The sequence below is a fragment of the Pseudarthrobacter woesei genome (assembly GCF_055412745.1).
On record NZ_JBVAYU010000019.1, the window covers coordinates 1 to 17,666 of the forward strand.

11 protein-coding genes are annotated in these 17,666 nt (G+C 61.3%); 7 read left to right on the forward strand and 4 right to left on the reverse strand.

Annotated features, from left to right (window positions below):
• Window positions 1-1,036 precede the first annotated feature (1,036 nt).
• From ACZYZE_RS17880 to ACZYZE_RS17890, 3 genes are all read right to left on the reverse strand, one after another.
• Entirely contained in the window at window positions 1,037-1,246 is a 210-nt protein-coding gene (locus tag ACZYZE_RS17880; RefSeq protein ID WP_463909342.1) for a hypothetical protein, read from the reverse strand.
• An 813-nt stretch (window positions 1,247-2,059) separates the two neighbouring features.
• A complete protein-coding gene (gene mobF, locus ACZYZE_RS17885; protein WP_463909344.1) occupies window positions 2,060-5,629 on the reverse strand; it encodes a MobF family relaxase in 3,570 nt (1,189 codons plus the stop codon).
• Complete coding sequence (locus tag ACZYZE_RS17890) at window positions 5,626-5,922, reverse strand: hypothetical protein (protein WP_463909346.1); 297 nt, start codon at window positions 5,920-5,922, stop codon at window positions 5,626-5,628. Before ACZYZE_RS17890 ends, mobF begins: the two co-directional genes overlap by 4 nt.
• A gap of 469 nt (window positions 5,923-6,391) precedes the next feature.
• Here ACZYZE_RS17890 and ACZYZE_RS17895 point away from each other — a divergent pair, with 469 nt between their 5' ends.
• From ACZYZE_RS17895 to ACZYZE_RS17910, 4 genes are read left to right on the forward strand one after another with little or no spacing between them, the layout of a single operon-like run.
• Complete coding sequence (locus ACZYZE_RS17895) at window positions 6,392-6,880, forward strand: hypothetical protein (RefSeq protein WP_463909347.1); 489 nt, start codon at window positions 6,392-6,394, stop codon at window positions 6,878-6,880.
• Window positions 6,877-7,905 (forward strand): hypothetical protein, encoded by a 1,029-nt coding sequence (locus tag ACZYZE_RS17900; protein WP_463909349.1) that lies wholly within the window; start codon window positions 6,877-6,879, stop codon window positions 7,903-7,905. Before ACZYZE_RS17895 ends, ACZYZE_RS17900 begins: the two co-directional genes overlap by 4 nt.
• A complete protein-coding gene (locus tag ACZYZE_RS17905) occupies window positions 7,902-8,351 on the forward strand; it encodes a hypothetical protein (RefSeq protein WP_463909351.1) in 450 nt (149 codons plus the stop codon). The genes ACZYZE_RS17900 and ACZYZE_RS17905 overlap by 4 nt, the downstream gene beginning before the upstream one ends.
• The gene (locus tag ACZYZE_RS17910; protein WP_463909353.1) at window positions 8,344-9,534 is read left to right on the forward strand and encodes an alpha/beta hydrolase; all 1,191 of its coding nucleotides are present in this window, start codon (window positions 8,344-8,346) and stop codon (window positions 9,532-9,534) included. Before ACZYZE_RS17905 ends, ACZYZE_RS17910 begins: the two co-directional genes overlap by 8 nt.
• Window positions 9,535-9,573: 39 nt before the next feature.
• Here the strand turns inward: ACZYZE_RS17910 and ACZYZE_RS17915 are convergent, their stop codons facing one another.
• Window positions 9,574-10,605, reverse strand: a complete 1,032-nt coding sequence (locus tag ACZYZE_RS17915; RefSeq protein ID WP_463909354.1) for a DUF4192 domain-containing protein — start codon at window positions 10,603-10,605, stop codon at window positions 9,574-9,576.
• Between the two features lie 296 nt (window positions 10,606-10,901).
• Here ACZYZE_RS17915 and ACZYZE_RS17920 point away from each other — a divergent pair, with 296 nt between their 5' ends.
• From ACZYZE_RS17920 to ACZYZE_RS17930, 3 genes are all read left to right on the forward strand, one after another.
• Window positions 10,902-11,345: a hypothetical protein gene (locus ACZYZE_RS17920; protein ID WP_463909356.1), complete on the forward strand. Its 444-nt coding sequence runs from the start codon at window positions 10,902-10,904 to the stop codon at window positions 11,343-11,345.
• A 96-nt stretch (window positions 11,346-11,441) separates the two neighbouring features.
• Window positions 11,442-12,983, forward strand: a complete 1,542-nt coding sequence (locus tag ACZYZE_RS17925; protein ID WP_463909358.1) for a hypothetical protein — start codon at window positions 11,442-11,444, stop codon at window positions 12,981-12,983.
• A gap of 100 nt (window positions 12,984-13,083) precedes the next feature.
• Window positions 13,084-17,571, forward strand: a complete 4,488-nt coding sequence (locus ACZYZE_RS17930) for an nSTAND1 domain-containing NTPase (RefSeq protein ID WP_463909360.1) — start codon at window positions 13,084-13,086, stop codon at window positions 17,569-17,571.
• The last annotated feature ends 95 nt before the right edge of the window (window positions 17,572-17,666 follow it).

Consider the following 17,666-nt stretch of genomic DNA (forward strand, 5'->3'; position numbering starts at 1 on the left):
TCTACAATCATGAACGGCCCCACGGATCCCTGGACGGCATGACGCCGAAACGCTACTGGGAAAACTGGACGCAAGAAAACCTATTAGCTATCGCATAGACGCTGGACTGCTAACGGGGGCCCAACCACCCGTGCTGAGGATCCTCTTGAGAACGCCGGATGGGACGCTCCGGAGTGACCGGGAGGCTCGGAGAGCATTGGCGCTCCACATACGCCGGAATATTTTGGCCGCGCAGTTGAGGGTCGCCCTCGACGAGCAGCGGGACCGGCCGACTCCCGACGCCGTGAAGCGACTGGCCAAGAGAGAGCTTCCGCCACTCGGGTGAAGACGATGGGCGCCGCACCCGGATCAGTGGCCGCACCCCTGACGGGTGCGGCAGCACCTCGATGTGGGAGTGATTCCTCGAAATATGCCCAAAAATGCACCACGAAGCTGCTGAGAATGCAGAAAACCCCCGGAATCCAGGGGGTCTTCTTTGGCGGTGACGGTGGGATTTGAACCCATTGTCGGTTTCGGCGACGGAATCCGAAAAAGGGACGAAAAACAATCGGAACGCCCCAGTAGTGTTGGCCAGCACTGGTTTTCTGAAATGAAAGCTACGTTGGTGGATAGATTTTGGCGTGTCGGGAAACGTGATCGGCTATGCGAGGGTCAGCACCCGGGGGCAGCCTTGGATCCCAGGTTGCCAGGAATACGCTTCAGGGGCGACGCAGGACCGGACGCGGGGATGGAATGCTTGGATTACATGCAGCCGGACAATGTCCTGATGGTTGCCGACCTCTCCAGGGTGGGGGCGCAATAACTCTGACCTGGCCGACATCTTGACTTTGCTGCGGAAGCGGGGGGATAGGGTTCCGTTCTCTGGCTGGTCCGTGGCTTGACACAACCAGTGCCCACGGCAATCTCATCTTTTTTGTGGACACGACTCCATCCCTACTAGGTTCTCGGCCAGCCAGGAAGAAGTCGACCGGTTGTACACGCAGGTCTTAAAGAACGTCCAGCCCACCGAACTGACAGAAGCCGACGAGGCAGAGGCCTACCGCAGGCTCTTGATCATCGGCATATCTCCAAGAAGACAGAACGGACCAAGTCCATCGTTGAAAAGCGCACTGAAAGAACGCTGAAAGCCGAAGCCACCACAAGAGGTGCCCAGGCAATGATCCCGCTGGTCGCGACCACTTTTGAAGTCGGTGAGACCGCTGGGCAGCAGCGCCCCAATGATCATGTTCCCGGGCTCGAAGCTCACGCTTGAGAGGTCCACGTCGGGTATGTCGAGTTTGTCGCGGAAGTAGAGGTAGCCGACGGCGTTGATCGTGAGTTAGACCAGTATCTGGACAATGTCGGCCTTGAACAGGACGATGACTTTGCCGATGTTCAGGGTGGTCGGTTCAGGGTTGCGAGATCATTTCGGGGACTGTCATAGATCCTGTCCAGCCGCGAGCAATCTCAGAGCGGATTGCTCGGCCAAATGGGGCTTTGTGGCCCACCGGCCTGGTCGTGGATTGCAGCCCTGTTCATTACCGCTGGATAGGCGCCCAGGCGAGACAACGCGAAGCCTGGATGTAGTAGGAACTTGGCCAAGGGGTGCCCGGCCTGACTTGGGCTCGATCCGGGGAAATCAGCAGAACTGAGCCTGGCCAGATTGGATCGGGCAGCGCTTCGATCCAAGCGTGCTGAACATGGTCGAAACGGTTCCACCGTATCGTTATCCAGGATCCCGTGGGTTCGAGGGAATCGACGCTCAGGACTGTGACCTCTGCTGTGGTGCGGTGCGCCAGCTTTGCCTCGTCAAAGCGATTCCACTTTTCGTTCGCGGCCGCTGTCCAAACACGAAGCCGGCGCAGGCGCGCCAACCAGACGGAGCCAGCAACAATGGTGGCCAGGAGGGCTGTAAGCGCTGTCGCTTGCAGCAGCAAGGTAGACGGCCAGCTGGCGGCCATAGTGGCCAGAAGGTATGTGACACACATCGAGAGGGCCACGCTAGTCAGAACCAACGCAGGTGTCGCAAGCTTCGGCTTCAGGACTGGGTTTCTATCCATGGATTACCTTCTCGACCAGTTTAGATTTGCCAGCCGACATTGATAAGCCGGTCCTCCCACGTAATCGGGTCATCACGCAACTTCGAAGCCTGCCGGTAATTGGGAGACGATAGAGCCGATTGGTCAACAAGGCGGGTTATCCTGGCGCGCTGCTCCTGCTGTTCCCAGTCGTAGGAGTCAGGAACTGGTCCCAGGGGGAGGGGAGAGTCATCGATACCCCATCGGTCCCTATGGATAGCGACTTGGCCAATGACGTCCGTCGCATGCTCTGGAAGTGTATTTGGACCCAAGGTCTCCAAGAGCGCCCGTTTCCATTCGGTGTCACGCATCGTGGCGTCGCTGGCGACATTCATGATCCGCTGCTGGATCCGGTCCTGAACCTGGCTGACCATGTCGGCCAGGTCGGGACGAGACATGCGGACAGGTTCAGCCAGGGGATAGATTCCAGTTGCGGGCATCCCGGACAGGAACTGACGGAGTCGGGAGTGGATGACAGCCGCCATGTCTCGAGCCGCCGCATCTGTTTGCAGGGCAGCGATGACGACACGTTGCGTGCTTGGACGGCTAACGCCAGTAGCCCGGCGCCACGCTGCGACAGCGGCTCCCCACGAATGGGACTGGTGAAGTTCAGCGGCCTTCCCGGGCGCGTGACTATCAAGGAACGCCGCCAGATCCTCGGCGGCTGCGATTTGGGCGAGGTAGTCATACTCAGCACTGAGGTGCTCCAGACTGTCCGCCTTCGACTGCTCGGCGTTGAGGGCTTCGTGGGCTGTGCGTTCCGCGCCTTCGGCGGCAAGGACGCCACCGAGTATCTGGCGCCACGGGGACGGTAAGGCGGGATCCAGAGGGTCGTCGTTCAAAGGATCGTTTTCGCTGACATATGCGTGGTTTCCCGATCGTCCGCGGGTCATGCTCACGTACAGCAGTTCACGGGTGAGCCGGCCCCGGGTGACGACGGTGTGCCCGGTGTCCACTGTGATGCCCTGCGAACGGTGGGCTGTCGTCGCATATCCCAGCTCCACCGAGGACTCAACATACTCCCGGCCAAGAACTTTCGTTGCGCCGGTGTCCCGGCGAACCGCGGTCAGCGAGCCGTCGCGCCTGCCTATACGGACGACGTCGAGCATGGTCCCGTTCCGGATGAAGTCACCGCTGCTGTCGGTGATACTGCGGTCATTGCGGCGGGCAATGACGGTGTCGCCAGCACCGGCCCGCGATCCGTCGCTGAGCGGCACCGTGTGTTCCGCGTCCACGGAACCTTGGAGAACGCGGTCGGCCTGGGCGCGCTGGTTGAGCATGCTGACTGTGTCGTTGTCGGCCGCGATGAGAATAGACGACTTGCCTTCTTGGAGGTCCGATTGCCAGCTCAGGTAGGCTTCGTCGACCATATCGACGTACGAGCCGTGTTGAATACGTTGGTGCCGGTCATAGTCAGCGATGGCCGCGAAGTCCCCGGCACGGAGCTTGAGTGATGCGTCCTGTTCCCACTTCTGTTCGAACCGCCAGATGGTGCTTAGCCGCACCGTCTTGCCTTGCCGGTCGAGCCAGCCGAGCGTACCGCCGGCATCAATGGCATCCAATTGCGCGGGGTCGCCCACCAGCAGCACCTTGGCCCCGGCGTCCCGGGCCTGCTGTACCAGGGCAGAAAGCTGAAGGGTGGAGACCATGGAGGCCTCATCGACGACGACCAGCTGGTTCGGATGGAAACGCCACCTGTCCTGTTCGGCGGCGAGCCGGGCGGCTCTCTGAGCGAACCGAAGGGGCAGGGGGCCGGGAGTAGCACCGACAGTGAGCTGTTGCTCCATGTCGAAGAAGAGTGCAGCCCGTTTGCCGGCTCCCTGGCCGACCGACTCGTAGAGCCATTTCGCGACGTTTTCCGTGGCCAGTGCCAGCTCTCGCCCGAGGACCTCGGCGCTCGCAGCAGCCGGCGCCAGCCCGACGACGGTACCGGCCCCGAATTCTGCCTCCCAGGCTGCCTTAATCGCGCCGAGCGTGGTGGTCTTGCCGGTGCCGGCGGGACCGACGACGGCGTCGAGCCGGTTGCCGCTGAGCAGGACATGGGCCGCCGCGGAGCGCTGGTCGCTGTGGAGTTCGAGCCGACCGCGGTGTTTGTAGCCGGCGAGCGATTCCATGGTGACCGCCGCGCTCACGGCCGGGCTGCCGTCGTCGTTCCTGGCCGCCATGACGACATCCTCATTGGTGAGGGTCGCCGTGTCTGTGTAGAGCCGGGAGCCGTGGAAGTCGAAGATGCTGCGGTGTGCGAAGCGGAGGTCGGGCTGCGCGTTGACGGGGACGGCGTAACGGTACTCGTTGAGTGGAACCGACTGGTTCTCTGCGGCGGTGGCAACGGCATCGATCATGGTGTTGCGGTCCGCCGGCGTCCTGCAGCGGATGTCGGCGCAGACCCGTTCGGTTTCCGCTAGGAGGTTCCACCGGTTCCAGGTGGCGCGTTTCGTCGCGACGCGCTCGCGGGTCAGTGAGCCGACAGCGTCGATCCAGTCGGCTGTGAAGTCACCGGTGCGGTAAGGGGCTTGGTGGGAGCGCCGCACGGTGTTCGCGAGAACGAGGCTGGGCTCGAAGCCTTGGGCCGCTGCGCGTGCCCGCCACTGTGCGGAAAGCTGATGGAGTGGTGCGGCGGTTTCCGGTTTGGCGCCGCGGGTGGAAAGGGTTGCCTGCTGGCGGAGCTTGATGGTGGTCGTGGCGGTTGGGGGAGTGCTGTGGCTGGCGGTCCATTCGGCGACGAGGCGGTCGGTTTCCAGGTCGATGAGGCGGGAGCGGTTGGAGAATTCGCGGATGAGCACCTGGTCGACGCCGGTGAGTTGCTGACTGGGGTTGTGTGTGTTTGCGGCTGGCTCCCGGATGTCTGCGTCGGTGCCGAGGTTCCGGTGGAGTGCGTCGAAGAGGAGACCGTTGTAGTGCTCGCTGGCAGCGACCGCGGCTTTGTAGAGCGTCCGCGAGTCCAAGGTGACCCACGCATCGTCGGTGATGCGCTGGACGCGGTTGGCGATGACCAAGTGGGTGTGTAGCTGCGGATCTCCGGCACGGGAGTCCCAATGGTCGAAGGCGGCGGCGATGGCTCCGCGGGTGCCGAGGTGGGCGACGCCGTTACGGCCTGCCCTCGTGTGTATGACCGATTCTTCGAGCCAGTGCAGGGTGTCGTTGACGGCCTCGTGGTGGGTCTGGAGGATCTGGTCTTGGAGCGCGCGGGGGCTCAGGGCCCAGAGGACGGACACGGACTTTGGGACGCTGAACGTGAGGTCGAAGCCGACAACGGCGTGGCGCGTTTCGGTTCGGCCTTGGCTGTTCTGGACGACAGTGGGTTGGCCGTGCGGACGGCCCAGGGGAGTGCCGGTGTCCGGGTGGACCGCGTGGTCGAACAGGGCTTTGGCGTCGGATTCCGTGACGGCCTGTCCGCTGGTCCGGCTGATGCCTTGCAGGCCGGAACCCAGCCAGCGGCCCTGCGGCGTGCCCGCTTTCATGTAGTACGTGGTGGCATCGGCGGGAGTGATCGTCAGATCGTCCAACATAGTGGTTTTGAAGAGGTACTTCAGGCCAGACTGGGCGGACAGCCGGGCGATGGACATGGTCATTGCTTCGATGCCTCCCGATGGCGGCTGGAGGATGTCCACCCTCGCCGGCGGAATACGGCTTTCGTGGTGTCGTCCATTTCAAGTCCGGTGGCCTGGGACAGAGCCAGCAGCTTGCCGGCCAGGCGGACCAAGTCCTGGGTGTCAGTTCTCTGACCGGTCTGCAGGCTGGCGACGTCGGCGCGGAGGTTCTTGATCAGGGCTCGTTGGTCCGCGTTCTCTGCTGCCAAGTGGTCGATGTCTGCGGCTTGGGATCTGAGCCGGGTATACAACGAATCCAGGAGCTTGCTGCTCATTGAGAGGGCGGCAGACAAGCGGGCGTCGGTGTTGCGCGGGGGTGCCGTTGGGGCGGATGCTCTGGTGGGTGAATTGAACGCAACAGCCGCGCCGGTTGCGGGCGGCGCGCCCTTTGCTCTGTGCCGCCGTCGACGATCACGCTGTCGGTTGGCGCAGCGCGTAGAGCAGAACCGCTGCGACCCGCGCGACGGCTCGAAGCGCTTGCCGCATTCCCCGCAAACCTTTCCGCTCACAGTCGTTCATCAACGCCGAGGCGCGCTGCGACATGACTTGCCGTGAGTACGCGCTCACGCCGACAACCTTGGATGCCAGAGGTGTGAGGGTGGTGCGGTTTGGTGCTCTGGACATGTCCAGAGCACAGGCGTTCAATGGTGGTAGGCGATTCTTGGCGGGCGCAGATGAGCGGGCCGATTCGTCGAAGGGCAGCGGGCATGGATATGAGCCGGCAGCCCAGATGATGGGATTCCAATGGGACGTTTTGCTGACTCTGAATACTCGCCGGCGAGCAGCGCTGCGGAGGGCTTCCGAGCGCTGAAGCTGCCGAGCCGCCTTTCCTTGGACCGTCTGATCTCGATCATTGAGAAGGCCCGTGGACGGCGGATTGAGATCGACGTCTGTGAGTCTTTGAACAGCGGAACGGTTTGTGGGCTGTGGCTGTCCACGAACACCCGGGAGATCATCCTGCACGCGCCAACGCCGTCGGCCCTTCACCGCCAGCAATTTATCCTTCACGAACTCGGACATATGGTGCTCCGCCACGATGAGGCGGTGGTGTCCGCGAACTACGCCGAGACCCTGTGTCCCAATCTTTCCGGCGAGAAAGTCTCGCGCATCCTGGGGCGCAGTGACTTCCTGGATCATATCGAAGCCGCTGCCGAGACCCTGGCAGATCTCTTCGCCGCTGCAATCAGGGACAGCAGCATCGAGCCCCGGTCGTTTGAAAGGATTTTGGGGTGATCCAGGTCTTTGCCGCCGCCGTGATCTGGGGCTTGGTCCTGTGCCTCCTTCCAAGCATGAAGCGGCGCAGCGACCACAGCATCATGGTGGCTGCCGTGACTATTGCCACCGCACTCACCCTGAACGTCGACACAATCTACCTCGAGGGGGACAGGCTTCTCGGAGGCCGCAATGTCCTGGACCTGGTGGCCAACATCTTCATGGTCGTCGGGATCTACTTCCTGTCCCAGGCGATCCTGCGGGCGGCCGATCCAGACGAGAAGATGGACCGGCGCAACAGGGGCGGACTCGCTCTGCTGGGACTGGTCGTCGTCGCACTGATTCTGACTTTCAGCCTGGTCGATGCCCCGCGGACGTCCACCGCCTTTATGAAGGACTTTGGCAGCCAGTGGGCAGCCGCCGCGTACTCCAGCATCCAGTTCCTCTACATCGGAGCGGTGGTGACCGTCACTGGCTATACGTGCTTCGAGTTTCGTGGCGAGATGGCAAGGCCGTATTTCCGCCTTGCACTCACTTTCATCGGCATTGGGTGTTCCCTGGCCGTGGTGCTCGTTCTGGCGGTGGTGGGTATGGATGTCCTGCACCTGATGGGAGAGATTGAGTCGATGATGCGGCTCTCCTATGTGTACGACGCTGCGGTATTCGGGGCCATGGCGTTTCTGTGCGTGGGCCTTGCCCTGCCGCCCGTTGCGCGTCGCCTGGAGCGCAGATCCGATTCCCGGACCACCGCCGTCCTCCTCGCCCGCTTAGCTGAGACCTGGGAACGAACCACCGCGGCCCGCGCCGGGGTTCGGCTCAATGTTCCGGCGGTAGCCAGCGACCCGCGGGATGCGTCCAAGCAGCGTCTCCACCGGATGCTGGTTGAGATCCAGGACGCCCTCTTGGTCGACCCCGAACCTGCCAAGTCACTAGGGGAGAGTGATATTCAAGTACTGGCTGAAGCGGAGGAGTATCTCGGAACCCGGGTTTCCACCCCCGGGCATTGGGGAGCCAGGACGCCAATCAAGGGGGAGGTGAAGTCATGACCGACAGCGACGGCGATCTCTCCGAAACGCCGCAAGCACGCCTCGCCCGAAAACTGAATCTCCTCCTGGATCTTTTTGAGGCCCAAGGGTCTTCGCCATTGACCTACCCGCAGATCAGCCGGCACATGGAGGAGCGGGGAACGCCCTTGTCCCGTTCCCGGTGGGCTTATATGCGCAGTGGCGACGGTCCCATGGCGACGGACACGGCGCTTCTACAGAGTCTTGCCGACTACTTTGGCGTCGACTCCCGGTATCTCCTGGACGACACCGGGGAGATCCCAGATCTGGTCGACGCCCAACTGCAGCTGTTGCGGGCGCTGAGGGAAAACCGCGTCAGGAACTTTGCAGCCCGTCAGTTGCAGGCGATTTCCCCCGCCACGCTTCTGCGTTTACGCCAAGTCATCGACGACCGCATGAAAGAGCCAAAGGACGACGGCGATGCGTAAGGTCGTGGTGGGTGTGGTCGTCGGAGGTGCTGTGGCCGGCGCCGCAGCGCTTTTCGCTGCTGTCTATTTTGCGCGTCAGATTGTGGTTCCAGCATCGCGGCGAGTTGAGGATCTGCCGATTCTCAGCGTGTTCCGTGACAGCAACGATTCGTTGCTGATTGAACTGCCAGCATCGCCCCGGACCACCGTTCCGGGGCGCTACAGCATCTGGTTTGCCAATGGCGCAGGCCACGCCTGCATCGGGAAGATCGCGGCCACCGACGACGGCGCTGGGCCCGCCGCCGTCGGGACGGTGACGCGACTGGTTGAGCGGGTTGACTCGGGGGACCTGCTGAACGCCAAGGCTGGGATCTGGAGCGGCTACGTCTATCCAACGCCGGACCCGCTGGGCCTTCCTTACAAAGACGTGGGGATTGCAGTGGAGAACGGCATGGCGCCTGCCTGGCAGTTCCCACCCTCTGAAGCCTCCCCAGGTGATTCCGGCACGTGGGCTATCCATGTCCATGGCTTGGGGGGTAAGAAATCCGGCGCCCTGCGCGGTGTACCAGTGGCGGACCGGCTGGGCTACACCTCCCTGGTGGTTTCGTTCCGGAATGATGGAGAAGCGCCGGCCTCGGCGGATCGCCGCTACCACTTGGGACAGTCCGAGTGGCGCGACGTGGACGCTGCCGTCTCATATGCCGTGGATCAGGGCGCTAGCAAAATTGTATTGTTCGGTTGGTCTCTCGGCGGCACGATTGCTCTTCAGTTGACCCTGGAGTCGGAGTTCCGGGACCGCATCGCCGGGCTCGTTCTCGATGCGCCGGTCATTGACTGGACGAGCACGCTCATGGCCAACGCCCGATCAACTATGCTTCCGAGCTGGATTGCGGCCCTGGGGCTGCGGATTCTTGAGTCACGTCGACTGTGTTGGATCGCCGGGCTGGGAACAGCCTTGAATTTGAGGGCCCTGGATGGGGTGGCCCGGGCGGACGAACTCCGCCTTCCTGCCCTTCTGATCCATAGTGAAAGAGACAGGTCGACTCCCTTCGCGGTTTCCCGCCGGTTCGTCGACCGCCGTCCTGATTTGGCCACGCTGGTGACCTTTCCGTCGGTGGAGCACACGCAGGAGTGGAATGTCGATCCGGAGGGGTGGGACGCAGCGGTGTTTCGGTGGCTCCGAGACCGTGTGGCGTCAGGCTGACTGCCGGTTCCCAGGGTAGATCAATCTCTCGGTAGTTGTTCAGGATGCCTCAAGCCCGCGATTCCGATACGCCGTGTTCCGGTCCATGGTCCAGCCGGCGACTATTCCGCGACCGATCATTTGGTCGCTGAGCCTGGCCAGGTGGTAGCCGGGGTCGGCTTCGAGGGCGAGTTGCAGGAATTGGTGGGCCTTGCTGCCTCTGCCTTCCCACCAATTGATGAAAGCGATGGCGGTGAGGATGGGGGCGGAGTGCCTCGTGCTGCTGCGTGTGTAAGCGTGCAGCAGCAGCTGCTCTGCCCACTCGACCCTGGACCAGCGCGGCGTGCTGTCCGTCTGGGCCAGGAGAACGCGGTCCATGGGTTCGTCGATTCCGGGAATGTCCGCCATGAGTTGATCCCGAATGGTGGGGAACTGGAGGCACGCGATCAGGCTGATGATTCGCTCGTCGGTCGGGAAGGATTTTGCGTCCAGCATTTCCGTCCACAGCGTCCGGGCCCGGTCCATGGCATCTCGGACGTTCAGGCTCTGCATGGATTTCACGCAACTTTCGACGGCATCCGCAGTGTGGATTTCCTTGGTCGAAGCTGGCAAAGTGATCCGGTTAGTCGGGGCGATGGTGCTGCCGCGGTAGACGAACTCGGCGTTGATCTGGCTGGACTGCGTCGACGTTAGAGGCAGCGACGGTCCGGCCTTGGGATCGCCGTCGTATTGCGAAACTGCATCGTCTCCGACGAGGAGCCCGTCACGGATAGACATTCCCCGCTCGGCTAAGGCCCCTGTCAGTGCCGCGATGGTTGCGGCGTGCGGCCTGGAATGTCCGGACTCGGCGGGCAATGATGTGTATAGGGCGAAGACAACGCTGGCGGCCTTAGCGTCGTGGGCCAAGTATTCGGCGATGGTTTGTGCGTAGCTGATCTCTGCTCCCGGTTTCGGCAGGTCAACGCGCAGTGTGGCCCCGACGTGGTTGTCGACGAGCGTGATGCAGACGAGGCTTTCCCGGGGCCAAAACCCCAGGGTGTGTCCGACGAAACTGAGAACGTCTGCGGGTGTTTTGATGGTGAGCGTTTCCATGGTCTTTCTCCTTTATCGGCTGGCGGGCACCGGTTGTGCTTGCCAGATTTTGGCGTCGATCTGATAGAGGAGTCGCCGCTGGGTATAAGGGGCCGGAGTGCAACTTGGGGAACCGGTCACGGTCCAAGATTTCGCGAGGAAATAAGCGACGAAGGAGCACCGAACGAAATGTTGGATCGCGATCGGCGCATCGCGCCCTGGTTGCGTGGAGGACCCGCCCAGCGATGATGGGGGATCAGAATGACAAACAGCGAAGATACTTCTGGTCATTCATGGATGGTTTTCGGTGGCGCGGCATGACGCCAGAGAGTCGTGAGAACACCGGGCGGGAACCTGCTGGGTCAGGCCGAGAGTCCACCGGCATCGACGCGTTCAAGACCGAACACGCCGAACCCGGCTGGAGCCTCAGGGTCTGGTGGGGCTGGGCCAAACAGGAATGCCGTATCGGCGTCAGCTACCACTCTGGCGAAGACCCTGAACCCGAAGAGAAGGCAGCCAGCGGCGCCCTTGAGCAGTGGCGCCTGACCGCAGGCGGGCTCGACTCCGAGCACCTGCGGAAGGCAAGGTCTGCGGTTGCTGGCCGGCAGGAGGCCCTGCGGCGCCGAATAGAGGATGAAGCAGCAGCGGCAGCCGAGGAAGCAGCGGACAAGAGACGACGTGAAGAGGCCGCCCGCCGTGGCGCCCTGAATGCGGACCTCGCTCGCTACCGCCAGTATGAGGAGCAGTTGAGGACTCACTGAATATACCCGTGCTATTTTCCTATGCTTGCTCATGAGTTCGTAAACCCACAATGTTGAAGAAAAGAGGGGCACCAACTGGCCCGTTAGGATCGGACCATGATCATCACTAGCAGCACGCCCGGATATCCCTATCAACAAACTCGGAAATCTGCGAGCTGGGAAGACTTCAAGGGCCAAGTCCGCAAGGTTGACCGCGACAGTCTCCTGATTCAATGCGCCGCGACCAGTGCAGCAATTGCCCCCAATGACGACCGCGACAATTCTCTGAATCGGCTAGGGCTCAACCCTTGGAATATTGCCGACGTGGCCCGCACGTCACTTGCATGGGGATCTTTTCAACGCCCCCAGGCTGACAACAAAGTCCTTCTGCGCCTTTGCAATATGAACGTGCACCTGACAGATGAGGAACTTCACTCCAATCCCGATCGAACTGATGCTTTCGCGAAGACCCTCACGCGAATGTACTTCGAGCAGTTCCCCGGCCAGCGGGATATATTCTCAGCGCTCTCTAGGACCATCCTCCTCTTTGGCACGATGAGCGAGCACCCAAAGGGCTTTTCGGTGGAGAAGATGACCGCAGGTTGGTTCGAGGAGATCGCGAACGGCCTTACGCTTGACGAGTACGTGGAATCAGTGTTCGTCATCTCTGTCGGCGCCCATTCCAACAGCGGCACATTCAGTCTTGAGTGGCTAACCGGCGACGCTTTTCAGGGGCTGGGGGAGGTGCTCTCGTTTAGTGCGTTGCGACAGACGTTTAATGAGCAGCTCGTGACCTCCGTAGCCGAGTTCAAACGGGTGAACCGTGAGTTCCAAGATCATGCGACCTCTACTGAGAAGAAGTTCGCGTTCAACCCACTTGCGAATCGACCATTCATTGAGGGGATTACTGATGTGCCGATCGCTCCTTGGTGCCAGGCGATCATTGCCAAGGCCTTTCCGCCGGCCATCTATTTTCTTGGTGTCCAAGCTTTCGGCGACGGTTTCTCTCGAGATCTCGGTCACGTGTTTCAGCATTATGTAGGCCGTCATCTGGAGCTTATCAGCGGTGACTGCTCTCGCAAGCCTGAGCTTCCCTATCAGTTCAAAAAAAACCGCATCGATTCTTGCGATTGGTTCCTTGATCTCCCCGGTTTGCTTGTGCTCATTGAATGCAAGGCAAGACAGCCTATTGAGGCACTTAGAGTCGGTAGGGATACTTGGCTTGATTCGGTCACTGGCTCAATCGGCAAAGGCATTGAGCAGCTGAACCGGTCGCATAGAGATATAGAAGCTATCGCAGCCATCAACCCGGAAATCGACCCGATGAAACCACGCGTAGGGCTTGTCATATCCTTGGAACCGTTCTATATGGACCAGAACTGGCCGATGCGCGCGCAACTTCCGGATGCAGATTTCCCTGTAGGGGTGCTATCTATCGAAGAACTGGAGTCGCTTGTGACGCTCTCGGGGGATGAACTGGCTGACTTATTGACGAAGTCCGCTCACGATTCCGTTGACGGAGTATTGCCGATGACGCCTACCCTGAAGGCGGCGGCCGGACGGGAGAACCCGCTTGTGGCGGCCACTTGGGACTCGATTGGATTGTTCAAACGCATCGGTGAAGAGCAGAACCGCGCGGCGGTCGCGGACTTGGGATAGAGCTCGGCGGCGCGACTCGTGTCGGGTAGTTGTCGACCGAACGGCGAGTGCGAGGGGGCGGGTACGGAATGGACGGCGTCCAACGGTGAGAATGGTCTCTATGAAGGATGCGGATAAGGTGCAGGCTAAGGCGCTGCGTAGGAATAGCGCCGGCGGCGGGGTTGCCGACAAGCTGGGCAACACGTATGAGTTGTCCTGGGCCGTCCACTACGCTTTACGGTGCATCCAAGACGAGCGGCGCGCTATCACCCTCGAGGATCTTGATCCGGACCTGGCCGACGGTTCTGAGTTCACTTTCGTTGATGAACGGGGCACTGTGGCCGTCACGCAGGTGAAGCGTCAGCACAGCATTAACGATCATTGGACCGTCGCAGCGCTGCGGAGTCGCGGAATCTTCGCGGCTGCGGCGAGGCATGTCACTGACGGCCGGGAGTATCACTTCAGCTCAATGACGCCGTGCGGGCGGCTACGCGTGCTTAGCGAATGGGCTCGGCAGTCCGCGGATGTCGGGCAGTTCGTAACGCACCAACTCACCGAGCAGTTGAGCCCGGTATTCGATGAGCTGTCAGCTTCTGATATCTTTGGCAGCGCGGAGGACGCTTGGCAAGTGATTCGCGGCATGTGGTTCGAGATCGGTGACGAACAGCAGCTGGGTAAGACAAACGCTATGTTCGCCGCTACGGTGCTGGAGGGCGCCGCAGAGCCGCTGCTACCCGTCGCTGTTGGCGCAGTGTTGCTAAGTAACCTCCGTAAGCGCCTCACGAGGCGTGAATTGCTTGAAGGACTGGCCCTTCACGGCGTCTTCGCCCGCCAAGCAACAGCGAAACGAACTGCGCATGACGAGGTACACGCTACAACCACGAGTTGGCAGCGTACCGTGGAGCGGGAGTTACTCAGACCAGCTATCCCGCGCAAAGAAACCGCCGATCTCATCGAACTTATGGGCAGAACGCGTCTGGCGCTGGTGGTCGGCACTGGCGGCGGCGGCAAGAGTTCGGTCGTCTATCAGGCGGCGAAGGGCCTTGAATCGAAAGGCGCTGAGGTGCTGGCATTCCGGCTCGATCGTCGCGGAGCATTCAGTTCGACAGCCGAGTTGGGGGCGCAGCTGGGCTTGACTAGCTCGCCGGTTGCGTCGCTGCGGATGGCCGCCGACGGCCGCGACGCTTTCCTGATCATCGACCAGCTCGACGCCGTGTCACTCGCGTCGGGACGACTGTCCGAACGCTACGACGTCATCGAGGATCTGATCCACGAGGCTACGGCAGCCGAGGGTGTACGCGTCATCCTGGCCTGCCGCCTCTTCGATGTGGAGAACGATCATCGCATTCGCAAGCTCGATGCCCGGACAGACGTTGAGCGCCTCGCGGTCGAGCCCCTGCCCGATGAGGCCGTCACTGCTGCCTTAGAAGCGATGGGTTTGGACGCCACAACGCTCACCTCGTCGCAACAGGCGCTGCTGAAGTCGCCACTGAACCTCGTGCTCCTCGAAACTGTCGCGAGTCAACCAGGCGCGCTCAACTTCACCTCACGTGGATCGCTATTCGAGGCTTTCTGGCAGCGAAAGCGCCAGACCATCAACGACTATCGCCCAGAGGTTCGCTTCAACGACGTGCTGGCGCGCATCGCTAACACCGCAAGCGATCAGCAGGCCCTCTCGGTCGCCATCGAGATACTCGACCCCGACGACTACATCCGTGATGCCCAGGTGCTGGCGTCTGAACAAGTCTTGGCCATAGATGGTGATCGCGTCTCCTTCTTCCATGAAACGTTCTTCGACTACACCTTCGCGCGGCAATGGTTGTCGCGGCAGCAGTCAATGGTCGAGTTCCTCTGCGCACAGGAGCAAGAGCTTTTCCGGCGGGCACAGGTGCGTCAGATTCTTGAACTGCTGCGTGAGCGTGAACCAGCGCGCTTCCGCACGGAAGTCGAGGCGGTGCTGACCGGATTGTCCATCCGTCTCCACATCAAAGAAACTGTCATGATCGTTTTCGCCAACGTGAACGCACCGACGGATGAAGACCTTAACCTCGTTCTGCGAATCGGCGAGGGCGACTCGACGTTGGCCGGACGGCTATGGCAGCAAATCGCCCGCCCGAGCTGGTTCGACGTGCTCCACCACCGCGGACTCCTCGAGACATGGCTCGACAGCACCGATCAGACACTGCGCGAACGAGGCATCACCTTTCTCGCAAACGCCGGAGCTGATAACAGCAGGGTGGTCGCGGAACTTCTCTTAGCGAGACGAGATGCACCCGAGTACCTGACGTGGCTCCGATGGCTCACGCAGCGCGCTGATCTCCACGAGAACAGACCCCTATTCGACCTCCTGCTGAATGCGGTGCGATCGGGAGACCTCGACCCGATTGACAAAAATCTCTGGTTGTCGGCTCATGACCTTGCCACACACGAACCACTCTGGGCGATCGACTTGCTGAGCGCCTGCTTCATTGACAGCCCATCGGCGCTCGAGACGGGTCGAGACGGCAAAGTTACCATTCTCGGTCTGCACGATTACAGCGCCACTGAGCTCATCAAAGAGACGAGCAAGTTAGAACCTCAAGCCTTTGCCGAAAGCGTCGTGCCACATCTTCTCGGCGTCATGCAGGCGACATCCCTAGAACGGCGACACGACAGCCCGCTATACGACCACCACTTCAGCCTCCGACTGCGATCAGAAGCGGGGTTCGACAACGCTGACGACGCGCTCTACAACGGCGCGGCGGATGCGCTCGCCAGGTGGGTGTCAACCGCACCAGAGTCGGTCGAGCCGATGCTTCGGACCCTCGCGGCAAACGAGCACGCCTCCGCTCAAGCGTTACTATTCCGCACGCTCATTGCCGGTGCCGCGCACTTCACCGACTGGGCAGCCGAGCTAATCCTCGAAGGCGGCAGTCGTCTTGAAAGCGGTTATCTCTCAGACGGTTGCTGGCTGTCTAGAGAGCTTGTCGAAGCTATCGCGCCGCTCATCTCCGCAGAGGTCCACGCCCGTCTCGAAGACGAACTGCGAGACCTCCGCAATCCATACGAACGCTTTCGCTCGTTTGGCTACACCGCCTTTAAGTTCTTGTCGGCGCTTGATAGAAACCGGCTTAGCTCCCTGGGCACACGACGACTTGCCGAGTACCAACGAAAGTTCGGCATGGAGGTTCCGCCGCCACCGACCGGCATCATCAGCTACACCGTCGGCTCTCCGATCGGTGATGCGGCAACAGCGAGGATGACGGACAAGCAGTGGCTTCGCGCCATGGCCAAGCACGACAATGACCGCGAGCGGGGCAGCTCAATTGGTGGTGCCCACGAACTATCGCAAATACTCAAGAACCGCACCACAGAGGACCCACAACGGTTTGCCGGCCTAGCCATGCATATGACTGCAACGACAAACGCGGCCTATCCCAGCGCCATCCTCTGGGGATTCGGTGAAGCGACAATTCCCCCCAATGCGCAGCCGGCAGTATTTGACGCCATCCGGCATATCGTGAGCCTCGAGCTAACCGATTGCGACCGGTGGCTCGGATGGTCCGTACGACACGTCCTCAGTGAGACACCCCTCGACATCGTCGAACTAATCAGGGACCGTGCCCAGCATGCGCCAGACCCGAAGGACAACTCACCGGACTGTGACGAACGCCGCGGTCGTGACCTGCGTCAGAACGGTATGAACACAGCAAGAGGCAGCCTCGCCGAAGAACTCGGCGACCTCCTAGTCCATGACGTACACGGCGAGCGTACCGCGGCAGTTAGCCCTCACCTGGTCGCGCTCGCCAACGATCCGGTCTTAAGCGTCCGCTCCTGTGTTGCCCACACCATCGCGGCCTGCCTTCGACATGCACGGCCGACGGCGTATACAGCGTTTGAACGCCTCATCGAGGCGGACGACATCCTGCTTGCCTCCGACTTCGTCGTCAATCTAATGATGTACATCGGCAACGTCGACCCAGAACTAATCGACCCAGTGATCGACCGGATGCTCCAATCAGGGGAGGGAGAGGTACGGCAGGCGGGCGGGAGCATGGCTGCGTTCGCGGCCCTTCAGTGGGAACGTCCGCAGCTAATGGAACGAGCACTCGCTGGCGACATCGAGGTTCGGACTGGCGCGGCCATCGTTTGCAGCGCCAGGGTGGAACGCGCCGCTAACTCAGAACTCGTTCTCGCCACCTTGCGCCAACTCATGCACGACGATGACGATGACGATGAGGTTCGCAAGGCAGTGGGTGCGCTCGCCAGCCACTTCAGAGGGCACAGTCTGCGTCCCTTCGTGAGTTTCCTCGAGGACCTGGTCGCATCTCCGAGTTACGTCCATGCCACCCCCCAACTGCTGATCGCCTTACAAGAAGCTCCCGATAGGGTCGACGACCTGGTTGATCTCGCCGCACACCGCTTCCTCGACACATACGGCAGCGAAGTAGCAGATATCCGAACAGGGGCAGCTGGTGACGCACGCTACATCGCGGACTTGGTCGTCCGAGGGCTGGCACAGACAGTCGACAAGAAGCGCATCTCGGCACTGCTCGACATTCTGGACCGTCTGGTCGAGCTCGGCGTCTACGGAGTCGACCGAGCGTTAGAGCATGCCGAACGCCGCTAATCCTCAACTCCGATTAGTCAAAATAGTCGATCGCCACTCCCGGATACGAAGTAGCCTGGCGATGTTTGACGAGCATTCTGCGTTGTAAGAAACTT

Coding starts and splice junctions, on each gene's coding strand:
- ACZYZE_RS17895 (WP_463909347.1), top strand. CDS start 6,392: ATGGGACGTTTTGCTGACTCTGAATACTCGCCGGCGAGCAGCGCTGCG.
- ACZYZE_RS17910 (WP_463909353.1), top strand. CDS start 8,344: ATGCGTAAGGTCGTGGTGGGTGTGGTCGTCGGAGGTGCTGTGGCCGGC.
- mobF (WP_463909344.1), bottom strand. CDS start 5,629: ATGACCATGTCCATCGCCCGGCTGTCCGCCCAGTCTGGCCTGAAGTAC.
- ACZYZE_RS17915 (WP_463909354.1), bottom strand. CDS start 10,605: ATGGAAACGCTCACCATCAAAACACCCGCAGACGTTCTCAGTTTCGTC.
- ACZYZE_RS17930 (WP_463909360.1), top strand. CDS start 13,084: ATGAAGGATGCGGATAAGGTGCAGGCTAAGGCGCTGCGTAGGAATAGC.
- ACZYZE_RS17890 (WP_463909346.1), bottom strand. CDS start 5,922: ATGAGCAGCAAGCTCCTGGATTCGTTGTATACCCGGCTCAGATCCCAA.
- ACZYZE_RS17905 (WP_463909351.1), top strand. CDS start 7,902: ATGACCGACAGCGACGGCGATCTCTCCGAAACGCCGCAAGCACGCCTC.
- ACZYZE_RS17925 (WP_463909358.1), top strand. CDS start 11,442: ATGATCATCACTAGCAGCACGCCCGGATATCCCTATCAACAAACTCGG.
- ACZYZE_RS17920 (WP_463909356.1), top strand. CDS start 10,902: ATGACGCCAGAGAGTCGTGAGAACACCGGGCGGGAACCTGCTGGGTCA.